Source organism: Streptomyces cadmiisoli (genome assembly GCF_003261055.1).
In the GTDB taxonomy this organism is placed as follows: Bacteria; Actinomycetota; Actinomycetes; order Streptomycetales; family Streptomycetaceae; genus Streptomyces; species Streptomyces cadmiisoli.
On record NZ_CP030073.1, the window covers coordinates 4,752,422 to 4,771,113 of the forward strand.

Genomic DNA, 18,692 nt, shown 5'->3' on the forward strand with positions numbered 1-18,692 from the left:
CCGCCCGGACCACCCCGCCCGGACCCGCCCCGTCCGGGCGGCCCGTTCACCCGTCCTCGGCCCGCACCTGGTCGTGCCGCCCCAGGAACCGGAAGGAGCCGCCGGCGACCTGGTACAGGAAGCCGGCGTTCTCCGACTCCAGGGTGCGCTCCGAGCGGAACCGGAGCGTCTTGGCGACACCGTCGTGCACGACGCGGAAGACCCGCTCGCTGACCTGCCCCCGCTCGATCCCGGAGCCCGCGCCGAGTGCGTCCAGGGTGCGGGCGACCAGCCCCACCGCGTCGTACGCCTCGGCGGCCCACCGGCCGGGATCCGCGCCGTAACGTGCCCGGTGGACGGCGGTGAACGCCTCGGCGGCCCCGGTGCGGGCCGCTTCGGGCTCGGTGTACGGCGCCTCGAACAGCCAGCCCTCGGCGGCCTCGCCCGCCGCCGTCAGGAAGGCCGGGCGCATCGCGGGCTCGAAGCCGAGGCGCGGTCCGTCGAAGCCCGCCGCGGTGAGCGCGCGGGCACACGCCGCGGCCCGGTCCGGTGAGGTGCCGGCGTAGACGACGGCCTGCGCGCGGGCGGCCAGCGCGGCGTCGGCGGCCCCGCGCGGGCCGTTCCCGTCCACCGCCGCGGGATGGACGGTGACGGTGCCCCCGATGTCCCAGTTCGGCGGGGTCGCCCGAAGGTCGCGGGCGAGGTCCCATGCCGTGTCCCCCGCCGCGCGGTCCTCGACGACGGCGGTGCGGCGGGTGCGGCTCACCCGGGTCAGGTAGTCGAGCACGGGCAACTGCCGTTCGCGGCCGAGCAACGTGGTGGGGCAGACGACGCGCGGCTTGTTCGACGGCCAGGCGGTGTCGGCGTCCACCGAGACGAGGAGGAGCGCCAGGGAGGCCTTCTCGTACACCGGGGCCGCGGCGCGGGCGGCGGCCGTGGCCGTGGGCCCGACCACCGCGACGACCGTCCGGTCCGCGGTCAGACGACGGGCGCTCTCCCGCGCCCCGGCGGCCCGCCCACCGTCGTCCTCCACCTTCAGGACGAGCCGGAAGCGGGCGTCCGCACGGCTGTTGAGGGCGGCGACGGCGAGCCGGGCCCCGCGCTCCTGCGCTCTGCCGGACGCCTTCCCGGGCCCCGTCAGATCCGCCTGGAAGCCGATCGTCCGGGTCGGTGGGGCACCCCCTTCCGATCCGCCGGCGGCCGCGTTCCGGCGCGCCAGCAGCACCGCCGCCCCGGCGCCCGACGCGGCGAGCACGGCCGCCGTCGACCCGGCGAGGGCGAACACCCGTCGGCGCGACGGCCGGGCGGCCGCGGAGTCGTCCCCACCGGAGAACTCCGGCGCGGCGGAGGGTGCCGAGCGGGGCGGCGGATCGAGGGCGCGGGCGGACCGCTCGGCCACCACACGCAGCACCGCGGGCGGCAGCCAGTCCCCGTCACCGGAGGCGCCGTGCCCGGGTCCGGCGGCCACCGCCTCCAGCACCTGCCGGAGAGCGGCCGCCGTGGGCCGCCGCCCCGGTTCCTTGGCCAGGCACTCCCTGACCGCCGTACGCATCGGCGGCGGCAGCCGGTCGAGCCCGGCCAGGTCGGGCTCCTCGTGAACGGTGCGGTAGAGCACCGCGGCCGGACCACCGGTGCCGAACGGCCGCGTCCCGGTGGCCGCGTACGCCAGCACGCAGCCGAGGGAGAACACGTCGCCGGGCGGACCCACCTCGTCCGCGTCCGCCCGTGCCTGCTCCGGGGAGAGGAAGCCGGGAGTGCCCACGACGGCGTCGGGCGCCGTGAGCGCCGTCGAGTGGGTGCCCTGCGCGATCCCGAAGTCGATCAGGCGCGGCCCGTCCAGCGCGAGCAGGATGTTGCCCGGTTTGACGTCCCGGTGCACCAGACCCGCCGCGTGCACCTCCGCCAGCGCCCGCGCCAGGCGCGCGCCGAGCACGGCCACGCCGTGCCCGGACAGCGGCCCGTGGCCGTCCACCGCCTCGGCCAGCGAGGGGCCGGGCACGAAGGCGGTGGCCAGCCAGGGCTCACGGGCCTCGGGATCGGCGGCGGTCACCGGCACCACCCAGCGTCCGGTCAGGCCCGTCGCCAGCCGCGCCTCGCGCCGGAACCGCGCCCGGAAGGCGGGGTCGGCGGCGTACTCGGCGCGGATCACCTTCAGCGCCAGCAGCGCCCCGCTCTCCGTGCGCGCCAGATAGACCACGCCCATGCCGCCCGCGCCCAGCCTGGCCAGCAGCCGGTGCCCGCCCAGCGTCTCGGGGTCCTCCGCGCGCAGCGCCCGCATCACCCGTCCCGTTCGTCCCGTTCGTCCTCAGCGGTGCGGCGCGTCGGCGGCCTCAGGACGTCGGGAGGTCCGCCGTACCGACGTACTCGAACCGGCCGCCGGCGGCCCGGTAGTGATGGAACCGCGGTGAGCTGCGCCGCCCCTGCTCGTCGAACGCGTACGTCCCGGCGAGGCCCTTGAACTCGGCCTTGGCCAGGGCCGCGGCGACCTCGGTGCGGCGAGGCCGCCGGCCGTCCTTCCCGGCGAGCGCGGTGAGCCGGTCGATCACCAGTCGCGTGACGTCGTAGGCCTCGGCCGCCCAGATGCCCGGCGCCGCGCCGAACCGCTCGCGGTACGCGGCGGCGAAGTCCCGCAGCGGCTCGCCGGCCGGATCGATGTACGAGGCCAGCACCTGCCAGTCGTCCTCCGCGCCGCCCGCCGCGGAGGTGAAGCCGGCGGTGGCCGAGGACGCCTCCAGGAACCGCGGTCCCGCGAAGCCCCGGTCGGCGAGGGCCCGCGCGACGGCCGCGGCCCGCTCGGGGGTGCCCTTGTAGCAGAAGCCGTCGATGCCGTGGTCCAGCATGTCGGCGACCACCGACGCCGGATCGGGCGCGACGGCGGGCACGACCCGCGTGTACAGGTCCATGTCCATGCTCTGCGCCACCGCGTGGGTGATGCTCACGGACTCCATGACGGTGACCCCGCCCGCCCGGTCGGCCAGCAGCCCCGGACGCCGCGAACCCTGCGCGCCGAGCTGGACCAGGGTGGTGACCGCGGCGAAGTCGGCCGTCGGCGCGGCGTGGAAGTAGATCCCCGACTTGCTCAGCCGGGCCGCGAGCGCCGCGGAGGCGGAGAGTTCGGAGACCGTCACCAGCGGCAGCCCCGCCCCCTCGTACACCTCCAGCGCGCCCTCCGCCGAGGCGTAGCCGGTCGGACCGAGGACGGCGAGCGCGCCGCTCTTCCCGGTGAGCCGCTGCGCCGCCGCCCGGGCCCGCGCGGCGTCGCCCCGGTCGTCCGCGACGTCGAGCGCGAGCGTGAACGGCCTGTTCTTGCGGGAGTTGAACCGCTCCACGGCCAGCCGCGCCGCCCGCTCCTGCTCCCGCCCCGCTTCCTTCTGCGGCCCGGTGAGGTCCGCCTGGACCCCGATCACCCAGGTGGGACCGGTGGACCGCGCCGGAGCCTCCTCGTCGTCCCGCAGCGCCGCCCACAGTGCCGCGCCGCCACCGGCCGCGAGTACGGCGGCACCACCCGCCGCCAGCGTCAGGAACCGGCGGCGGCCCGGCGCCGGGGTATCGGCCTGCGCCCCGACCTCGGTGGGCTCGACGCCGGGCAGGGCCAGCAGCTCCGCCGAGCGGTCGGCCACCATCCGCACCACCGGGTCCGGCAGCCAGTCGACGGAGTTCTCCGGCGCGTCCTCCACCAGCTCCGCGTCGACCTGCTCGGCCGTGGGCCGGTTCGCCGGATCCTTGTCCAGGCAGCGCACCAGCAGGGCCCGCAGCTCCTCGTCCGCTACGCCGTCCAGTTCCGGGGCGTCGTGGACGGTGCGGTACAGCAGCGCGTCCACCGCTCCGGTGCCGAACGGCGGCCGGCCCGTCGCCGCGTACGCCAGGACGCAGCCCAGCGAGAACACGTCGCTCTCCGGGCCCACCCGACGGGCCCGTGCCTGTTCGGGGGAGAGGAAGCCGGGGGTGCCGACCACCATGTCGGTGGCGGTCAGCTCCGTCGCCCCGGCGGCCGTGGGCCGCGCGATCCCGAAGTCGATCAGCCGCGGCCCGTCCAGCGCGAGCAGGACGTTGCCGGGTTTGACGTCCCGGTGCACCAGCTCCGCCGTGTGCACCGAGGCCAGGGCCCGCGCCAGCACCTTGCCCAGCACCCGTACCGCGCGCGCCGGCAGCGGCCCGCACGCCGCGACCGCCTCGGCCAGCGACGGCCCCGGCACGAACGCCGTCGCCAGCCACGGTGCCTCGGCCTCCGCGTCGGCGCCCAGCACCCGTACCACCCAGGGACTGTCCACCCGCCCGGCGGACGCCGCCTCGCGGCGGAACCGGGCCCGGAACTCCTGCTCCCCGGCGTACTCGGGCAGGATCACCTTCACCGCCGCCAACTCGCCCGACTCGGCACGGGCCAGGTACACGACACCCATGCCGCCCGCGCCCAGCCGCCCCAGCAGCCGGTGGCCGCCCAGCCGCGACGGATCCGACGGAATCAGCCGCTCCATCACGCACCTCCGTTCGTGCCCGACGCGGACGCGCCCTGCGAGCTCTCGGGCTCCGGCGTGCCGGTGGCCGCCGCGGCGTCCGGGCCGATCTCCCGCTGCACGTGCACCATCACCCGCGCCAGCGGCTCCTGGACCAGCCGCTGCACCTCGTCGGCGGAACGTCCGGGACCACCGCACGCGGAGACGGCCGCGACCACCGAACCCAGCGTCACCTGCTGCCACAGATACGGATACGGGCCGCCCCGGGCGTCACTGCTGCACCGGCCGCTCTCCAGCAGCGAGTCCTCGGTGTCGACGTTGCCGCCCTCGCCCCGACCGAACGCGCTCGATGTGAGCCCGATGAGCCGTTCCCCCGGCCGCAGCAGCTGCTCCTCGCAGCCGAGGGCCTCCTCCAGCATCGTGGCCTGCTCCCACGCCGCGTCCGTCGCGGTGCGGTGCACGGTGACCGTGGCCGACAGCCGCATCGACCCCTTGCCGCCCCCGGTCGGCACGTCGAAGTGGCGGGTCAGCGTGGCCAGCACGTCCTTCGGCAGCTTCCGCAACTGCCAGGCGCAGTTCTCGCCCAGCACCGCCCACCGGCTCGGATCGCTCTCGTACGGCGTCGCCGGCACCACGTCCGGGCCGAACAGCTCCGGATCGGCGATCACCTTCCGGATCAGCGCCCGCGCCTGTGCCGCGGACCCGGGCTGCCGGGCCGGGTCGACGGCCGGCCCCGACGGCGTCCCCGTCTCACCGGCCGAACCGACGTCCGCGCTCCCGCTCCGGCTCGCCTTCGGCGTCGACGGCGCGCTCGCCCCCTCGCCACCGCCCCCGCCGCCGGTGCACCCGAGCGCCAGGACCCCGCATGCCGCCAGGGCTCCACCGACGCGCAGTGCTCTCGCGTGTGCCACGATCCCCCCTCCCTGTCGATGTCCCCTGCGTTTCCCCCGCGCGGCGGCGCCGACAGCGCCGACGGCGCCGTACGCTCCGCCGCTCACGCCCGTCACACGCCTGTACCGATGCACCGCACCCGCCACCCGGTTCCCGGCCCCCCGCCCACGACGGCGAACCGCATCGCCCCACCGGTCACCCCAACTCCCGCCAGTCTCACGGAAGTTGCAACCCCAGGGAAGCCCGGAACGCGCACGGGGCCAGGTTCCCCACGGCATCGGTCGGCCACCGGAGAACCTGCTGAACGGAAGAAGACCGTTCGACGCGAGCACGGTCGGGCCCGGTGCCGGCTCCGAGCCGGACAACGTCGAAGGGCCCCACCGCGAACGGTGGGGCCCTTCGACATCGTGCCCGGTGAGGCACTGGCGGAGGATACGAGATTCGAACTCGTGAGGGGTTGCCCCCAACACGCTTTCCAACTGTGGTGGTGGGGCGATGGGGTGCGTGCAGGGGCGTTCACCTGCGTTCGTGGGCGAGCCACTCATGGGCTGCGGTTGACTCGTGGTCTCGCCTGAACGGCTGTGAACGGGGCTGAATGAGACGGAAACTGAGACGGATCGAGGGTGCGGGCCTGAGCCCGGATGGACCCCCGATCTGGGGACGCCGATCCGAAGATGACCACTACTACCCGGTACTTCTCTACTCTGTGGCCCATCGCGCGGGGGTTGGGAGCCGCCGCAGACGCAGGGGTGGGGGCATGATGCTAATCATTCTCATCGGGTTGGCTGTGGGTGCCGCATACGTGTGTCGCGACACACCGCTTTTCATCCCGGCAGTCATCGTCGCGATTTGCTCCTTCTGGTCCAACGGAGTCATGTCCAACTTCCGTCGAACGCATGAGGTGCCGCGCCTTGCGACGGCTGTCAGTCTGATCTGCTTCGTGTTCACCCTGATCTTTGGTGTCACCGGTTTGATCATCAGCTGATCAAACCGGCCGAGTTTCGAGCATGGGCCAGAGAGACGAGCTCCCTGGGCGTGTGCGCTTGGCATGTCCTCTCATACGCTGTGGCCCACGGCACGCCGCCGTCATGGCCACGGGGAGCATGATGGAGCAGCTTCATAAGCTCGTTGTCCGCTACGGCGATTGCAAACAGAAGCCCGTGCGCTTCCGTCCAGGAACGTGGCGCTCATGGCTGGAGCCGCACGAAGCGGCGCACGTACTCGATATCGGCGTTGGATGTGTGAACGGTCCGAGCGGTGACCGTCTCATCAGCCGGGGCGACCTGTCTCACCTCCGTGACCGTGTTGGCGACGATCCCAACAGCCTGCGTGACCTGTTCGTGGCCGTCATGATCTGGGGCTCGGGCACCACAAACGGACGAGGGCCGCGCCACACCGAAGCGGCCCTGTCAGACGCCCGCATGCCCACTGTCCTCCGCACCACATCCGAAGCGGTTCGAGAAGGCGACCTGAGCGGGGCCTACCGGCAGTTCGTCCTCAACGGTGTGGGGCGGTCCTTCTTCACCAAGTGGTTCGCGGCCGTTGATGACCGCGACACCACTTGCGACCGGGCCTTGATTCTCGATGATCGGGTCTTCCGTTCACTGAACGCACTCGGGTGGTCCAGCTGGAAGGCGGCCGGCACTCGCCAATGGCCCACCCGATACGCCACCTACGTCAGCTCCATGCACGACTGGGCCTCGGCTCTGGGAGTCACGGCGGATTGGCTTGAATGGCTTCTCTTCCATCTGAACGGTCGCGTAGACGAGCTCTGAGCTTGGGAAGCTTGGGTCTTCTACGGGCGCTCGTTGGGCTGACCTGCGGCGGAGCGGCTGCAGCAGCTGACTGGCTCATGACCCGGTCTTCACCATTCCCCGTGGTTCCCCGCACGACCTGGCACGGTTCTGGCACGACCTCTTCGTCCCGAAGCAACTTGGGCACGGGGCTGAACAGGGGGCAGTGTGCCGCTGACCTGCTTAGGTAGTTGGTGTTCGTCCGACGCCGTCCGGCGCTGTCTGCTGTGGTTGTCACGCAGTTAGACACTCAGCGGTGTTGTCCTGGCCTTCCGCAGACCTCGGCCCTCCTCTGCGGGATGGCCGAGGCTTCGTGCCGCTCATGCGGTGGATCAACGATGCTGAACCCACCACGTGATGCCAGAGACGACAGTGGTGCCGAGTCCGGCAGCGATCCCTCCAAGGAGTCCGTGGCCGGCGGTGCGTCCCAGCGCGCGCACGTTGCGGCGCCGGGCTGACGATGTCCACTGGGCACGGGCGTTCCGCAGCCAGAGCCCCATGCGGGTGGGCAGAGTCGACGGCTTCCGGGGCTGCCCCGTAGCCTTGAGGGTGTTACTGATGGCTCCTCCTGAAGGTCGAGCGATTGGTTGCTTCATCTGGCGGCTCCCTGCGGGAACAGGGGGCCGCCGCCTTTTGGGCGGCGACCAGTGCCGTTTGTCCTCACCTGGGTGATGTGGTTCAGCCTGCTTCGCCCTTGCGGACTAGGAACTCCACGGTCGAAAGCAGTGGCTCGTGTGGGGCCGAAATGGGTGCTGCCTGCCCGTCTTCCTCGGCCTTGGTCTCGTCAGCTGCGGAGCAGTCAGACGCTGTGGTGCGCTTGCTGACGTTCAGGTTGTAGGGAGCCTGGAAGGCATATTTGTCGGCGGTCGTCGTGAGGGTGGGCAGAGAAGTATCGATGTAGATGCCGTACCCAACCGTGGTAAGAACCCCCGACGTCAGCAGCTCCTCACGCCCTTTGCGGATCGTCTTCGGCGATAGCCCGTACCAGTCCGCAAACACCTCGGGAATGTAGAACTGCGGATCGCGTCGGCTCATGCAGATGAGCAGCAGCGCCTTACCTGACAGGGTCAGCTTCTTATGCAGTCCATCGATCCAGTACTGGAACGGCAGCCGGAAGTAGATGTCCTCTAAGGGGCCGTCGGCCAGGCCGATGGGTGGACGGTAGGAACCGCTCGTACCGTCTTCCATGAGCTTCGTAATCTTTGTGAACTTGCCGTTTTGGGATCTATTGATCAAACCGAGTTGCTCAAGCTGCAACCAGAGGCGTGAGACCATGACACTGGCTGAGGCGCCCGGCGCGTGGTGGCCCAGGCAGCGGGCCCAAAGCTCGGACCGCTCGGTCACGTCATACGGGGCTGCGGTGGTGACGGCTGCCATGAGCAGGTACAGGTCCAACGCCCGCTCGCGGCGGGCACGTACCAGTGCGCTCAGCGGACTAAGAGCCTTAGCGTCTCCACTGGCTCCCTCGACGACACGTTGCACGAGGGACCGGCGGATGGGTACCTCTCCCTTACGCCGCTTTGAGGAGCCCAGAAGCGCGGCGATGCTGTGCTCCTGGGAGAGGCCGCCATCCGGGAGGGGATCGTCGGCTGGTGGAAAAATGATCCGTGGCATAGCCCCAGCATGCACGCCAGTCCGTCGGCTTGAGGTGCCGTCACTGGAACCTGTTCAACAGCCGGTTGCTCCTCTGAGCAGGCATTAGATATCCATGATAACTAGTAACAACTACCTAATACAGGAGAGGTGGGCGCGACGCCCGTCTCTGCAGATGGGACAGCCTCTAGAGAAAAAGATCTTTAACGTCATGACTCCATGATCTTTGCTGGTCCTAGGAAGATCCCTTGACTTTTCTTCCGGACGCCCGTTGCGCCGGTGTCCCGGCTCCGCAGGGTCTGAACGGGAGGACAGCGACCTGTCTTCTTGCCCTGGGTCTTGCCGGGGATCTTGGTGAGCTGGGTTTTTGCTGGTCAGGGGCGGTGGGACCGTGCGCCTGGTGGTCGTCGGTGGTCGTCATTGGCCGCTGTTGAGCGGCGTTGGACGGCCCAGGGACGGCCCAGCTCTGCCGCACTCGACTGACGGCCGACACCCTCGATGGGCCCCGTCTGAACTTCCGCCGACGACAGTCAGCCACGGCGGCGGGCGCGCCGACCGACCACGCGCGTGTATGCCTCGCTGCACCCCCACCGGCCTCAGCCACGCCATTGGGATTTTGCGTCGACCAGAGCAACGAGTGAAGGCTAGTCCGTGGAATACGGCCGTCTTCTAATCTGAATCTCTATATAGATCGCATTGTCGGCCAGGAGAAGGCTCGACGACTGGCCCTTAATAGCAGTGGGTCCGCAGTGCCATCGGGGGCGTATGTCCTTTTGTTATACAGACCTCAAGAAGGCTTGAACCTCATTCATGTCGATCTGATCGGCGTCCTTCGGGTGAATTACCACTGTCAGACTCCTGCTAATAAGGCCCTCCCGTGATTTCGCCACAAAAGACAAGAGTATCATTTTCAGGAGGCTCTCTCGCCCAAGGTTGTCGACGCGAGCAAGTTCGGATCCAACGATTGGCATGGCTATGGAATTGGAGTGTCCATGAACGGCGATCACGGACCATGCACTCCTCAAACTTGCCCATAGGTCATCTACACTCGACCTGGCCACCAAGGCGTTACTCATCTTCGAGTAGGCCACACAGTAGTATCGCGTTGACCCCTTCGACAGGACTGCCACAGTTCCAATCGGATAGCGAACCAGTTTCCCTCTAGGCTTTTCGGGCCTGCTTTCGGTGGATAATTGGGACACTCCATAGAGTGAATCCTGAAGTGCCGAATCCAAAGCTTGGGAATCGCCGCCGTAAATTTTTTGAAGGAGCTGCCCTTGGACGCTCCTTGGTGAAATGATGCTCGCATCATCGCTGGAAGTGTCATAGGTATCGGTAAAGCCGACTACTAGATCAGCATCCTCGGAGAAAATGTCACCCACTTTCACCGTGACTGTAAAATTGGGATGCTTAAAATCATGCGAAACCCTGGTGCGAGGGGTAGACCGTGCGACGGCCCATGCGGCTGAGACCGCCACCGTACCCGTGATCGTCGAGTAACCCTGCAAGTAGCTCACAGGGTGAGCCGCGAGGATCAACTGTATACAGCCGGCGATTGCTGCGAATGAGACCGAAAAGTGCGCCGTGAGCAGCCCCCACCCCCGGCGGGTGCGAAACAATTGAGAGAGGCCGCTGCGGGTGAGTTGAAGCTGCATATTGCGACTCTCTAGAACGGCGGATAGGACAGCATTTCATTTTCGGATTCACAGATAATGTCGATTCCTGTATTGGCGCTGGCGGCAAGTGACTCCAAGTCGCGCGCTACGCCCTTTGCTCTGCTAAATCCTTCCGAGGTTACGCTTACATCGATAGCGTAACCTCGCCTGGATACATGCTTGATGTGTTCTTCGCCAATCAGCTTTCTGACTCGCGCGGCTGCCGTCGCTGCTCGCTTATTGCTCGACGGTCCATCTTCGTCGACAATGCGAACTTCCTGAGGCTCATTGATCGTGTAATGGACGGACTTCCTGTCTTTTCTTACGGCGTTTTCGAGTACGCTGATTCGAGAGTTCTGCTCTCGGACGAGCCCAACTAGTTCGTTAAGAATATCCTGCGTGTCCCGCTCCGGAACATCACTTTGTGGGTGATTATCTCGAATTTCCGTTAGATCGCTTTCCAGGTCTTGCCAAAATCTGTCGAATGTTGTTCGCAGCATCTCCTGTTCTAGTGTGACTTCGCACTTCTCATTGATCGACTTGATCATCGCCCATACGTCTTCCTTATTTGAGCTGTCGGTTGCCTGAAATTGCGTGAGGGGGCCAGAAAGCTCCTTGATTTGCATATCAAGTAGAAATGGCGCCACGGAATTTTCGCCAAGTTCTCGCGAAAGGGCTCCGGATTCGAAGTTGATCCACGATGCCCCTTGGTTTTCACGGGTAACGCAGATTACTCCGAAATTGCATTCTTGCAGCTGGTTGGCGATTTTATTGAGCCCCCTCTCTCCTTTAGAAATATCTTGAGAAGATGTAAACGGGATGATGGCTTGGTTCATGAAGGGCAACCATTTCCTCAGCGCTTCCGCGCACCTTTGTGATGCTGGACCAGACCAACTGATGAAAACCTTCATACGAGTTCAGACCTCCTGAAGTAGCCGATCAGTGGAATCATGCCGTATTGGCACGTGTGTTGTCCGGTGTCTCTTGAAGCTCCATTGCTCTCAGACGGTTGGTCGCGGGAGCGCGGCACGGGCCCCGGCCGGGTTGGAGCGGGACGGAGGCAGGAGCGCAGGCCCGGCCGGGGGCCGGGCCGCGTGCGGGGAGCGGAGCGAGCCGCCTTGAACCAGTAGAGAAAGTTGTAACTCAGTCCGGCAGGTGGGCTGTTCCGCCTCGGTGGATGGCTGGCGTTGTCGTCCGGAGTGGCCGCTCGGACCGGTGGTCAAGTGCTCCGGGCTTGAAGGCGTATGCGCATGCTGGGAGCTCGACACCTTGGCGCTGGTGCAAGGGTAGGAAGACCACTGGGCGGATCGTCCATGTGACGCGGATGCGGTCCTGAGTGATGGACACGGTGCAGGGCTCGGACCGCAGGAGGGCCCGGCGCGTCTCGATGCGGCCTTCGTACAGCCAGTCCCAGGCCTCGTCGCAGGCTTCGGAATCCAGTGCGGGTGTGATCGTACGTAGTGTGACGGCAACCCATCTGTCTGCCTGCGCTGCGAAGTACGCGTCGATTGATGCCAGCAGCGCCGGCCGCCGCTCCTCGTCCAGGTTCTCGGTCCAGCACTCGCACCAGTAGCCCCGCCGAGGCTTGTCCATCACCACGGGTGGCCTCCGGGGAGCGTGCGGGCGAAGAGTTCCGCGGTGACGGTGTGGCCCCCGTCGGTTTCGTGGACCACGATTCGGTGCGCGATGACGCTGACCATGCCCAGACCTCGACCGTGCTCGGCCTCCTGGTCCTGTTGCCCGACTTTCGGGGCCATGCCGGTGCCGCCGTCGTCCGTGACCGAAAGGGCGATCACCCGCGGGGATACCGCGAGTGCAAGGTGGAAGCTGCCGGACTCTCGGCCGCTGGCCGTGTGGAGGATCGCGTTCGCGCTCAGCTCGCTCACGATCAGTTCGGCGTCCTCGGCTAACGGCGAGTCGCGCAGGATGTCTCGGGTCCATCGGCGGGCTCGGCTGACCTCTTCCGGAAATCCTGGGCAAGTGAGGCCCCAGACCCGCGTACTACTCGTATACTCGTGCATACAAGTTCCTTCATGCTGGTAGGCCGCCATGTGCAGCGGGTTCGGACTAGACGAGTTTCACGCCGTCGTGGGCGCGGACGGCCGGCGGAGACACCGCGTCCAAAGCGTCGATGACGCGGATCGCGTAGGCCTCGTCGGCGAGTTCGGAGACTTCTTCACGGGTGGCCCAGCGCAGTGCGCGGGTCTCGTCGCCGGTGGTGGGAACGCCGTCGGCGGCCTCGCACCGGAAGACGAGCGAGACGATCAGACCCGTCATGTTCTTGTAGACGCCGGTGAGGGTCGCGGGAAGCGCGATCTTGACGCCGGTCTCTTCGAGGACTTCGCGCTGAAGGGCCTCGGGGATGGTCTCCTCGCGTTCGAGGATGCCGCCCGGCGGTTCCCAGTGACCGTTATCGCGGCGCTGGATGAGGAGGGCCCGGCCCTGGTCGTCGACGACGACCCCGGCCACGCTCACGGAGTGCGGGCGGTCTGTGCTCACGTTCCTCGGCCCTCTCGGATGGCTAGGCTCTCCACCGTAGCAACAACACTCGACCACTCGTCTAGATACCTAAAGGAGTACACCTCGTGAGCCCTTCACTTCCTTCGGGCCTCCTCGGTGCTCTCGACCCCACGAGCGATCGTGCGGTCTTCCGGCAGATCGCCGACCAGCTGCGTGAAGCCATCGACCGTGGGCGGTTCCGCGAGGGTGAAAAGCTGCCCTCGGAGGCTGAGCTTGTCGAGCATTACGGGGTTTCGCGGATGACCGTCCGCAACTCCTTCTCCGTTCTCACCGGCGAGGGCCTGGTGCACGCCGAGCACGGCAAGGGCGTCTTCGTCCGGCCGCGTCCGCCCGTGCGGCGACTCGCTTCCGACCGGTTCGCCCGGCGCCACCGCGAGCAGGGGAAGTCCGCATTCATCGTGGAAGCGGACGCGGCCGGCAGTCACCCCCAGGTCGACAGTCTGGAAGTGAAGGAAGAAAAGGCCAGTCAGGACGTCTCCACCCGGCTCGGCTCCGTGCGGCGAGTGCTTGCCCGGCGCCGCCGGTACCTCCTCGACGGGCGCCCGGTCGAGTTCGCGACCTCCTATCTGCCGCTCGACATCGCGCGCGGTACTCAGATCGCCGAACCCAATCCCGGTCCTGGCGGCATTTACGCCCGTCTCGAAGAGTTGGGACACCGCCTCGACCACTTCGAGGAGGAGATCCGGGCCCGGATGCCCTCGCCCGCCGAAGTGAAGACGCTTCATCTGGCGGCCGGCGTACCCGTCATCCATCTGATCCGCACGGCCTTCGACACTGAGGGGCGGGCCGTGGAGGTCTGCGACACGGTCATGGCGGCGGACGCGTACGTCCTGTCGTACCAGCTCCCCGCCACGTGAGCGGGTGATGGGCGGTGGTGCGCGGGGACGTTTCTCCGAACTCGTACACCCCAACAGGCATACTCGTATAGACGAGTGGGCAAGTTGTGTGGCAGGGTGGTCCGTAGGTCCGGGAGATCGGGCTCGCAGGCTGCTACATGTATAGACGAGTAGATGGGAGAGTGTGCCTTGCGCACCATCCGTGTTGAGACCTCCGCCGCGACGATCCTGCTGACAGAAGCCCCGGAACCGAAGGTCCGTGACCGGCAGACGGGCGAGATCGCCAAGGACGCCGTCAGCGGTGAGGCGCTGATGACCGTCGGCGTCGTGTACATCGAGGACGGGGAGTCCTCTCTGATCAAGGTCACCGTCCCGGAAAGCGGTGTCGCCGACGGGTTGATCCTCGGCTCGCCCGTCTCACTGCCAGGGCTGGTCGCCCGGCCGTGGGAGTCGGTTTTCAACGGGCAGCAGCGTCATGGCATCGCCTACCGCGCCGCCGCTGTCACCCCGGCCGCCTTCCCGGCCGCCATGGGGGCCACGGCCTGATGATCGACTTGACGACGCTCCTGGAGGTGGGTGGTCCTGTCGCCGCGCTCGGCGGCGGGGCCGCCTACGCCCGGGCCAAGCACCCGGCGCTGTACTGGTCGGCGGTCGGCGGTCCGATATCCACCGTCCGGCTGCTCAGCTCGTACGCCTCGGTCATGGAAGCCTGCGGTCTCACCGTGGCCCCGTCCCGGCTGCGGGTTCTCGCGGTCAAGGCCACCACTCGGCGGGAGGTGCGGCCCGTGCCTCCCCGTCGGGGCATCATCCGGCCCACCACGACCGGGCTGCGGATCCGGCTCCGCCTCGCTCCGGGGCAGGAACCCGCCGACGTCGCCGCCTCGGCCGAACGGCTGCGGCACGCCTGGGGCGTCCACGCCGTGTACGTCACCACCGTCAAGCCCGGTGTCGTCGAACTGCGGCTGGTCGGCTTCGACGTCCTGCGCAAGGTGCGGATGCCGCGTAAGACCGATGCCGGGTTCCTCAAGGTGCCGGTCGCGCTGCGGGAGGACGCCATGCCCTTCGTACGTGACTACCGGGCCGTCCCCCATCAACTCACGCTCGGTGCGACGCTGTCGGGCAAGTCCATGTACCTGCGGCATCTCGTCTCAGGGCTGGCCCGGCAGAACGTTGCCATGGTCGGCTTCGACTGCAAGCGCGGTGTCGAGCTGGCCCCGTTCGCCCCGCGGCTGTCAGCCCTCGCCACGGAGCCGGATGAAGTCGCTGAGCTGCTGCCCGTCCTGGTCAAGGAAATGGACGACCGTTACGACCTGATCAGAGCCCGGCAGGGCATCGCGCCCGGCACCCCCGACGAGGAGATCACCTCGGACATCTGGGGTCTGCCGGAACACCAACGGCCGGTACCTATCGTGCTGTTCGTGGACGAGGTGGCGGAACTCTTCCTCGTCGCTACGAAGAAGGACGAGGAGCGGCGCGACGAGATGGTCACTCAGCTCATCCGCCTCGCCCAGCTCGGCCGCGCGGCCGGGATCTACCTGGAGGTGTGCGGGCAGCGCTTCGGCGCCGAACTCGGCAAGGGCGCCACCATGCTCCGGGCCCAGCTCACCGGCCGCGTCTGCCACCGCGTGAACGACGAAGCCTCCGCCAAGATGGCCTTGGGCGACATCGCCCCGGAAGCGGTCATGGCCGCCTGCGCCATCGCTCCTGAGCTGCCCGGTCTCGCCGTCGCGGGGGACACGTCCGGCGGCTGGTCCCGGATCCGCACCCCCTACCTCTCCCTCGGCGACGCCGCCGACATCTGCCGCGAGACGTCCCACCTGGTGCCCGACCTGTCCGCGCTGAAGCCCTTCCGGCCCGACGTCCCCGTGCGGACGGCTGGGGCCCCCGTACCGGCCGTCCAGCCCCACGCGGTCACCGACTGACACCCCTTACCTCCCCGGTCGGCGTGGCCGTCTCCGCGCCACGTCCCTACCCCTCCCATGCCTGAACCCGGAAGGAGCCGCCTTCATGCGCGCCCAGATGGCCCGCCTCGACGCGGTGCTCGTACAGGCGCTCATCGCCGCCGCGCTGTCCTTCGCCCACATCCACGACGTCGCCGTGGCGGCCGGACAGGACGGCTGGAAAGCCTGGGCCTACCCCGTCTCGGTCGACCTGCTGCTCGTCGCCGCCTGGCGTCGGCTTCGCTCCGGCACCGCGAAAGCGGCGGCCTGGTGCTGGTTCGTCATCGCGCTGGCCGCGTCCCTGGGAGCGAACGTCGCCACCGCCGGCCTGCTCGACCTGGCCGACGTCCCGGCCTGGCTGCGCATCCTCGTCGCAGGCTGGCCCGCTGTCGCCTTCCTCGGCGGCACCCTCCTGGCCCACTCGACACCCCATACGGTCCCGGCTTCCGAGGTCATCGAGGACCAGGAGGACGACCCCGAACCCACACCGGAACCGCCGGCCCTCGACCTGCCAGGCATCGAGGCACCGCCGGCACGGCCTCCCGTCCCGGTCCCGGCCGCCCTCATCGACCACGCCCGCAAGGTCGCCGCCGAGCACCACACCCGCACCGGCGCCCCGATCGACACCCCGACCCTGCGCGCCCGCCTCGGCGTCCCGGCACCCATGGCCGAAGCCATCGCCGCCCATCTCTGAAAGGAAGTCCGATGTCCGCCAACCGCCGCTTCCGCAACGTCACCCGCATCGGCCCCGTACACGTCGGCACCGCCTACGACGGTCGCGGCCGCGAGAAGCACACCGCCGCCTGCACGGCCCCGCGCTGCAACTTCTCCGCCGACTACGACAGCCGCGCCGCCGCCGAACTGGCCGCCCGTACCCACCGTTGCCCCGTCCGCTGAAAGGACCCCGCACCCCGTGACGCTCAACCTCCCGCTCGTCGTCGTCCTCGGCTTCTTCGCCTGGGCGACGGTCAAGTACCTCGGCGTCCGTACCTGGATCGTCGTCCTGATCGCCCTCTTCGGCTTCTGGCTCTCGCACACGTTCCTCGCCCCCGCCATCGAGTCCGGCACGCGTACCGGCGTGACCGTCATAAACGGTCAACACGCCTAGACGAGTAGACAGGAGATCGCAGTCGTGTTCCTGCCCAAGTACCCGGACAACCCCACCCCGCAGCCCACGCACACCCACACCCCCGCCGACCCGGCTCCCGTCCGGCGTCCCGCCCTCCCGTCGGTCTCCATAGATCAGAAGACCGTCGCCGCCGTGCTCGTCGGCGGAGTCGTCCTCACCGCACTCCTGACCGCCGTCGCTGTCACAGCCATCTCAGTGGCCGTGGCGGCCGTCGTCCTGCGCTCCATGCTCCGCGACCACCACCGCCGCTGATCGGCGGTCCGGCCTCCGGGGCGGCATGACACGCCCAGGTATCCGCCGCCCCGGTGGCCGCTTCCTCTTCAAGCGCTCGTCAGAAGGAGATCGCCATCTTCACCCCGCCCACCCCGCCCCCACTCCCGGAACTCGGCAAGCTCGCCGCAGACGGCCTCCTGCCCGGTATCCACCGCCAGCTCTCCGGACTCGGCGGCTGCACCCACCCCATCCGCCTGGACGGCCACCGCACCGAATACGAAGTCGACACCGCCACCGGTGAGATCGGCCGCATCCTCCAGCACCTCGACTCGACCACCCTCCCGGCCGGCCAACTCCTCGTCCGCTGCAACAACCGCCGGAACACCCGCTGCCCGGCCTGCTCCGAGGTCTACCGCCGCGACACCTTCCAACTGATCACCGCCGGTCTCCGCGGCGGCAAGGGCACCCCGGAACAGGTCGCCACGCACCCCCGCGTCTTCGCCACCTTCACGGCCCCCGGCTTCGGACCCGTCCACAACCGCCGCACCGACGGGCGCCCCTGCCGCTGCGGCATCCACCACGACCAGGAGGACGAGACACTCGGCACCCCGCTGAACCCGGACACCTACGACTACGAGGCGGCCGTGCTGTGGAACGCGCACGCCGGGTCCCTCTGGCGGCGCTTCTCGATCTCCCTCCGCCGGGAGGTCGCCAGGCGCGCCGGTCTCTCCCAACGCCGCCTCCGCGACCACGCCCGCGTCTCCTTCGCCAAGGTTGCCGAGTACCAGAAGCGTGGGGCGGTCCACTTTCACGCCGTGATCCGCATCGACGGGCCGACCGGCGGCGACACCTCGCCCCCGTCCTGGGCCACCGCCGAACTTCTCACCGACGCGATCGAGGCCGCCGTGTCCAAGGTCCAGGTCGACGGCCCGACCATCGACAACCGTGCCCACACCTTCACCTTCGGCCGCCAACTCGACGTCCGCACCATCCGATCCGCCGACTTCGACGACGGCCAGGAGCTGACTGAACGAGCCGTAGCGGCGTACGTCGCCAAGTACGCCACCAAGGGCGCCGAAACCGCGACCGGGGCCCTCGACCGCCCGCTGAAGTTCGCCGCCGAACTCGCTCAACTCGACATCAGCGACCACGCCCGCCGCCTCATCCGAACCGCTTGGACCCTCGGCGCTCGCAAGAGCCTTGGACACCTCCGCCTGCGCGCCTGGGCTCACATGCTCGGCTTCCGCGGCCACTTCTCCACCAAGTCCCGCCGCTACTCCACCACCCTCGGAGCCCTCCGTGACGCCCGCGCCGAATGGCGCCGAGCCCGAGCCGCAGCCGACAACCCCGACACCGGGCCCGAGACGACATACGTCCTCGCGCACTGGGTCTTCGCCGGCACCGGCCTGTCCGACGCCGAAGCCTGGCTGGCCGCGTCCATCGAACCCGCCCCCGGAACGGAGGGAGAACCCACCCATGGCTGAGCCCTTCGACCCCTCCTTGGTCCTCCTGACCGTGGAAGAGGCCGCCCGACGGCTCCGCATCGGCCGCACGACCTGCTTCCGGCTCGTCCTCGCCGGAGAGATCGATTCCGTCACGGTCGGGCGCCTCCGCCGGGTCCCCGCCGACGCCTTACCCGCCTACGTGGCCAAGCTGCGCCACCTACCCGCCCACGCGGCCTGAGAGGGA

20 protein-coding genes are annotated in these 18,692 nt (G+C 68.7%); 11 read left to right on the top strand and 9 right to left on the bottom strand.

Annotated features, from left to right (window positions below):
* Positions 1–46: 46 nt before the first annotated feature.
* From DN051_RS20525 to DN051_RS20535, 3 genes are read right to left on the bottom strand one after another with little or no spacing between them, the layout of a single operon-like run.
* Positions 47–2,257 carry a bifunctional serine/threonine-protein kinase/ABC transporter substrate-binding protein gene (locus DN051_RS20525; RefSeq protein ID WP_112439254.1) on the bottom strand — a complete coding sequence of 737 codons (2,211 nt, stop codon included), beginning with the start codon at positions 2,255–2,257 and terminating at the stop codon, positions 47–49.
* 52 nt (positions 2,258–2,309) lie between these two features.
* Complete coding sequence (locus DN051_RS20530; RefSeq protein WP_112439255.1) at positions 2,310–4,454, bottom strand: bifunctional serine/threonine-protein kinase/ABC transporter substrate-binding protein; 2,145 nt, start codon at positions 4,452–4,454, stop codon at positions 2,310–2,312.
* Positions 4,454–5,344, bottom strand: a complete 891-nt coding sequence (locus DN051_RS20535; RefSeq protein ID WP_112439256.1) for a hypothetical protein — start codon at positions 5,342–5,344, stop codon at positions 4,454–4,456. Before DN051_RS20535 ends, DN051_RS20530 begins: the two co-directional genes overlap by 1 nt.
* Positions 5,345–6,081: 737 nt before the next feature.
* On the opposite strand from DN051_RS20535, the gene DN051_RS20540 reads away from it, so the two are divergent.
* Together DN051_RS20540 and DN051_RS20545 are read left to right on the top strand one after the other, a co-directional pair.
* A complete protein-coding gene (locus tag DN051_RS20540) occupies positions 6,082–6,309 on the top strand; it encodes a hypothetical protein (RefSeq protein WP_112439257.1) in 228 nt (75 codons plus the stop codon).
* A 118-nt stretch (positions 6,310–6,427) separates the two neighbouring features.
* The gene (locus DN051_RS20545) at positions 6,428–7,099 is read left to right on the top strand and encodes an 8-oxoguanine DNA glycosylase OGG fold protein (protein WP_246040643.1); all 672 of its coding nucleotides are present in this window, start codon (positions 6,428–6,430) and stop codon (positions 7,097–7,099) included.
* Positions 7,100–7,795: 696 nt separating this feature from the next.
* Here DN051_RS20545 and DN051_RS20550 read toward each other — a convergent pair.
* From DN051_RS20550 to DN051_RS20570, 6 genes are all read right to left on the bottom strand, one after another.
* Positions 7,796–8,731 carry a hypothetical protein gene (locus DN051_RS20550; RefSeq protein ID WP_162624959.1) on the bottom strand — a complete coding sequence of 312 codons (936 nt, stop codon included), beginning with the start codon at positions 8,729–8,731 and terminating at the stop codon, positions 7,796–7,798.
* Positions 8,732–9,486: 755 nt separating this feature from the next.
* Positions 9,487–10,092 (bottom strand): macro domain-containing protein, encoded by a 606-nt coding sequence (locus DN051_RS45115; protein WP_162624960.1) that lies wholly within the window; start codon positions 10,090–10,092, stop codon positions 9,487–9,489.
* Between the two features lie 284 nt (positions 10,093–10,376).
* Positions 10,377–11,201, bottom strand: coding sequence for a hypothetical protein (locus DN051_RS20555; RefSeq protein WP_342781446.1), 825 nt, complete (start codon positions 11,199–11,201; stop codon positions 10,377–10,379).
* A gap of 307 nt (positions 11,202–11,508) precedes the next feature.
* The gene (locus DN051_RS46580) at positions 11,509–11,958 is read right to left on the bottom strand and encodes a hypothetical protein (protein ID WP_246041105.1); all 450 of its coding nucleotides are present in this window, start codon (positions 11,956–11,958) and stop codon (positions 11,509–11,511) included.
* Positions 11,958–12,386: an ATP-binding protein gene (locus DN051_RS20565; protein WP_053759414.1), complete on the bottom strand. Its 429-nt coding sequence runs from the start codon at positions 12,384–12,386 to the stop codon at positions 11,958–11,960. Before DN051_RS20565 ends, DN051_RS46580 begins: the two co-directional genes overlap by 1 nt.
* A gap of 46 nt (positions 12,387–12,432) precedes the next feature.
* Positions 12,433–12,840 (bottom strand): NUDIX hydrolase, encoded by a 408-nt coding sequence (locus tag DN051_RS20570; protein WP_053759415.1) that lies wholly within the window; start codon positions 12,838–12,840, stop codon positions 12,433–12,435.
* Positions 12,841–12,950: 110 nt separating this feature from the next.
* Here DN051_RS20570 and DN051_RS20575 point away from each other — a divergent pair, with 110 nt between their 5' ends.
* From DN051_RS20575 to DN051_RS20615, 9 genes are all read left to right on the top strand, one after another.
* Positions 12,951–13,742 carry a GntR family transcriptional regulator gene (locus DN051_RS20575; protein ID WP_053759416.1) on the top strand — a complete coding sequence of 264 codons (792 nt, stop codon included), beginning with the start codon at positions 12,951–12,953 and terminating at the stop codon, positions 13,740–13,742.
* Positions 13,743–13,910: 168 nt separating this feature from the next.
* Entirely contained in the window at positions 13,911–14,267 is a 357-nt protein-coding gene (locus DN051_RS20580) for an SCO3933 family regulatory protein (protein ID WP_053759417.1), read from the top strand.
* A complete protein-coding gene (locus DN051_RS20585; RefSeq protein ID WP_053759418.1) occupies positions 14,267–15,643 on the top strand; it encodes an FtsK/SpoIIIE domain-containing protein in 1,377 nt (458 codons plus the stop codon). Before DN051_RS20580 ends, DN051_RS20585 begins: the two co-directional genes overlap by 1 nt.
* Positions 15,644–15,728: 85 nt before the next feature.
* Positions 15,729–16,355 (top strand): DUF2637 domain-containing protein, encoded by a 627-nt coding sequence (locus tag DN051_RS20590; RefSeq protein ID WP_053759419.1) that lies wholly within the window; start codon positions 15,729–15,731, stop codon positions 16,353–16,355.
* Between the two features lie 11 nt (positions 16,356–16,366).
* Positions 16,367–16,558: a mobile element transfer protein gene (locus DN051_RS20595; RefSeq protein ID WP_053759420.1), complete on the top strand. Its 192-nt coding sequence runs from the start codon at positions 16,367–16,369 to the stop codon at positions 16,556–16,558.
* Between the two features lie 16 nt (positions 16,559–16,574).
* Complete coding sequence (locus DN051_RS20600; protein WP_053759421.1) at positions 16,575–16,769, top strand: hypothetical protein; 195 nt, start codon at positions 16,575–16,577, stop codon at positions 16,767–16,769.
* A 24-nt stretch (positions 16,770–16,793) separates the two neighbouring features.
* A complete protein-coding gene (locus tag DN051_RS20605; protein ID WP_053759422.1) occupies positions 16,794–17,042 on the top strand; it encodes a hypothetical protein in 249 nt (82 codons plus the stop codon).
* A gap of 158 nt (positions 17,043–17,200) precedes the next feature.
* Positions 17,201–18,487, top strand: coding sequence for a replication initiator (locus tag DN051_RS20610; protein ID WP_053757701.1), 1,287 nt, complete (start codon positions 17,201–17,203; stop codon positions 18,485–18,487).
* Positions 18,480–18,686 carry an excisionase family DNA-binding protein gene (locus DN051_RS20615; protein WP_053757697.1) on the top strand — a complete coding sequence of 69 codons (207 nt, stop codon included), beginning with the start codon at positions 18,480–18,482 and terminating at the stop codon, positions 18,684–18,686. The genes DN051_RS20610 and DN051_RS20615 overlap by 8 nt, the downstream gene beginning before the upstream one ends.
* Positions 18,687–18,692: the final 6 nt, after the last annotated feature.

What these genes read in the sequence shown, in the direction of transcription:
- DN051_RS20525 (WP_112439254.1), bottom strand. Translation starts at nt 2,257, where the DNA reads ATGCGGGCGCTGCGCGCGGAGGACCCCGAGACGCTGGGCGGGCACCGG.
- DN051_RS20530 (WP_112439255.1), bottom strand. Translation starts at nt 4,454, where the DNA reads ATGGAGCGGCTGATTCCGTCGGATCCGTCGCGGCTGGGCGGCCACCGG.
- DN051_RS20540 (WP_112439257.1), top strand. Translation starts at nt 6,082, where the DNA reads ATGATGCTAATCATTCTCATCGGGTTGGCTGTGGGTGCCGCATACGTG.
- DN051_RS20545 (WP_246040643.1), top strand. Translation starts at nt 6,428, where the DNA reads ATGATGGAGCAGCTTCATAAGCTCGTTGTCCGCTACGGCGATTGCAAA.
- DN051_RS20550 (WP_162624959.1), bottom strand. Translation starts at nt 8,731, where the DNA reads ATGCCACGGATCATTTTTCCACCAGCCGACGATCCCCTCCCGGATGGC.
- DN051_RS20555 (WP_342781446.1), bottom strand. Translation starts at nt 11,201, where the DNA reads ATGAACCAAGCCATCATCCCGTTTACATCTTCTCAAGATATTTCTAAA.
- DN051_RS46580 (WP_246041105.1), bottom strand. Translation starts at nt 11,958, where the DNA reads ATGGACAAGCCTCGGCGGGGCTACTGGTGCGAGTGCTGGACCGAGAAC.
- DN051_RS20565 (WP_053759414.1), bottom strand. Translation starts at nt 12,386, where the DNA reads ATGCACGAGTATACGAGTAGTACGCGGGTCTGGGGCCTCACTTGCCCA.
- DN051_RS20585 (WP_053759418.1), top strand. Translation starts at nt 14,267, where the DNA reads ATGATCGACTTGACGACGCTCCTGGAGGTGGGTGGTCCTGTCGCCGCG.
- DN051_RS20590 (WP_053759419.1), top strand. Translation starts at nt 15,729, where the DNA reads ATGCGCGCCCAGATGGCCCGCCTCGACGCGGTGCTCGTACAGGCGCTC.
- DN051_RS20595 (WP_053759420.1), top strand. Translation starts at nt 16,367, where the DNA reads ATGTCCGCCAACCGCCGCTTCCGCAACGTCACCCGCATCGGCCCCGTA.
- DN051_RS20615 (WP_053757697.1), top strand. Translation starts at nt 18,480, where the DNA reads ATGGCTGAGCCCTTCGACCCCTCCTTGGTCCTCCTGACCGTGGAAGAG.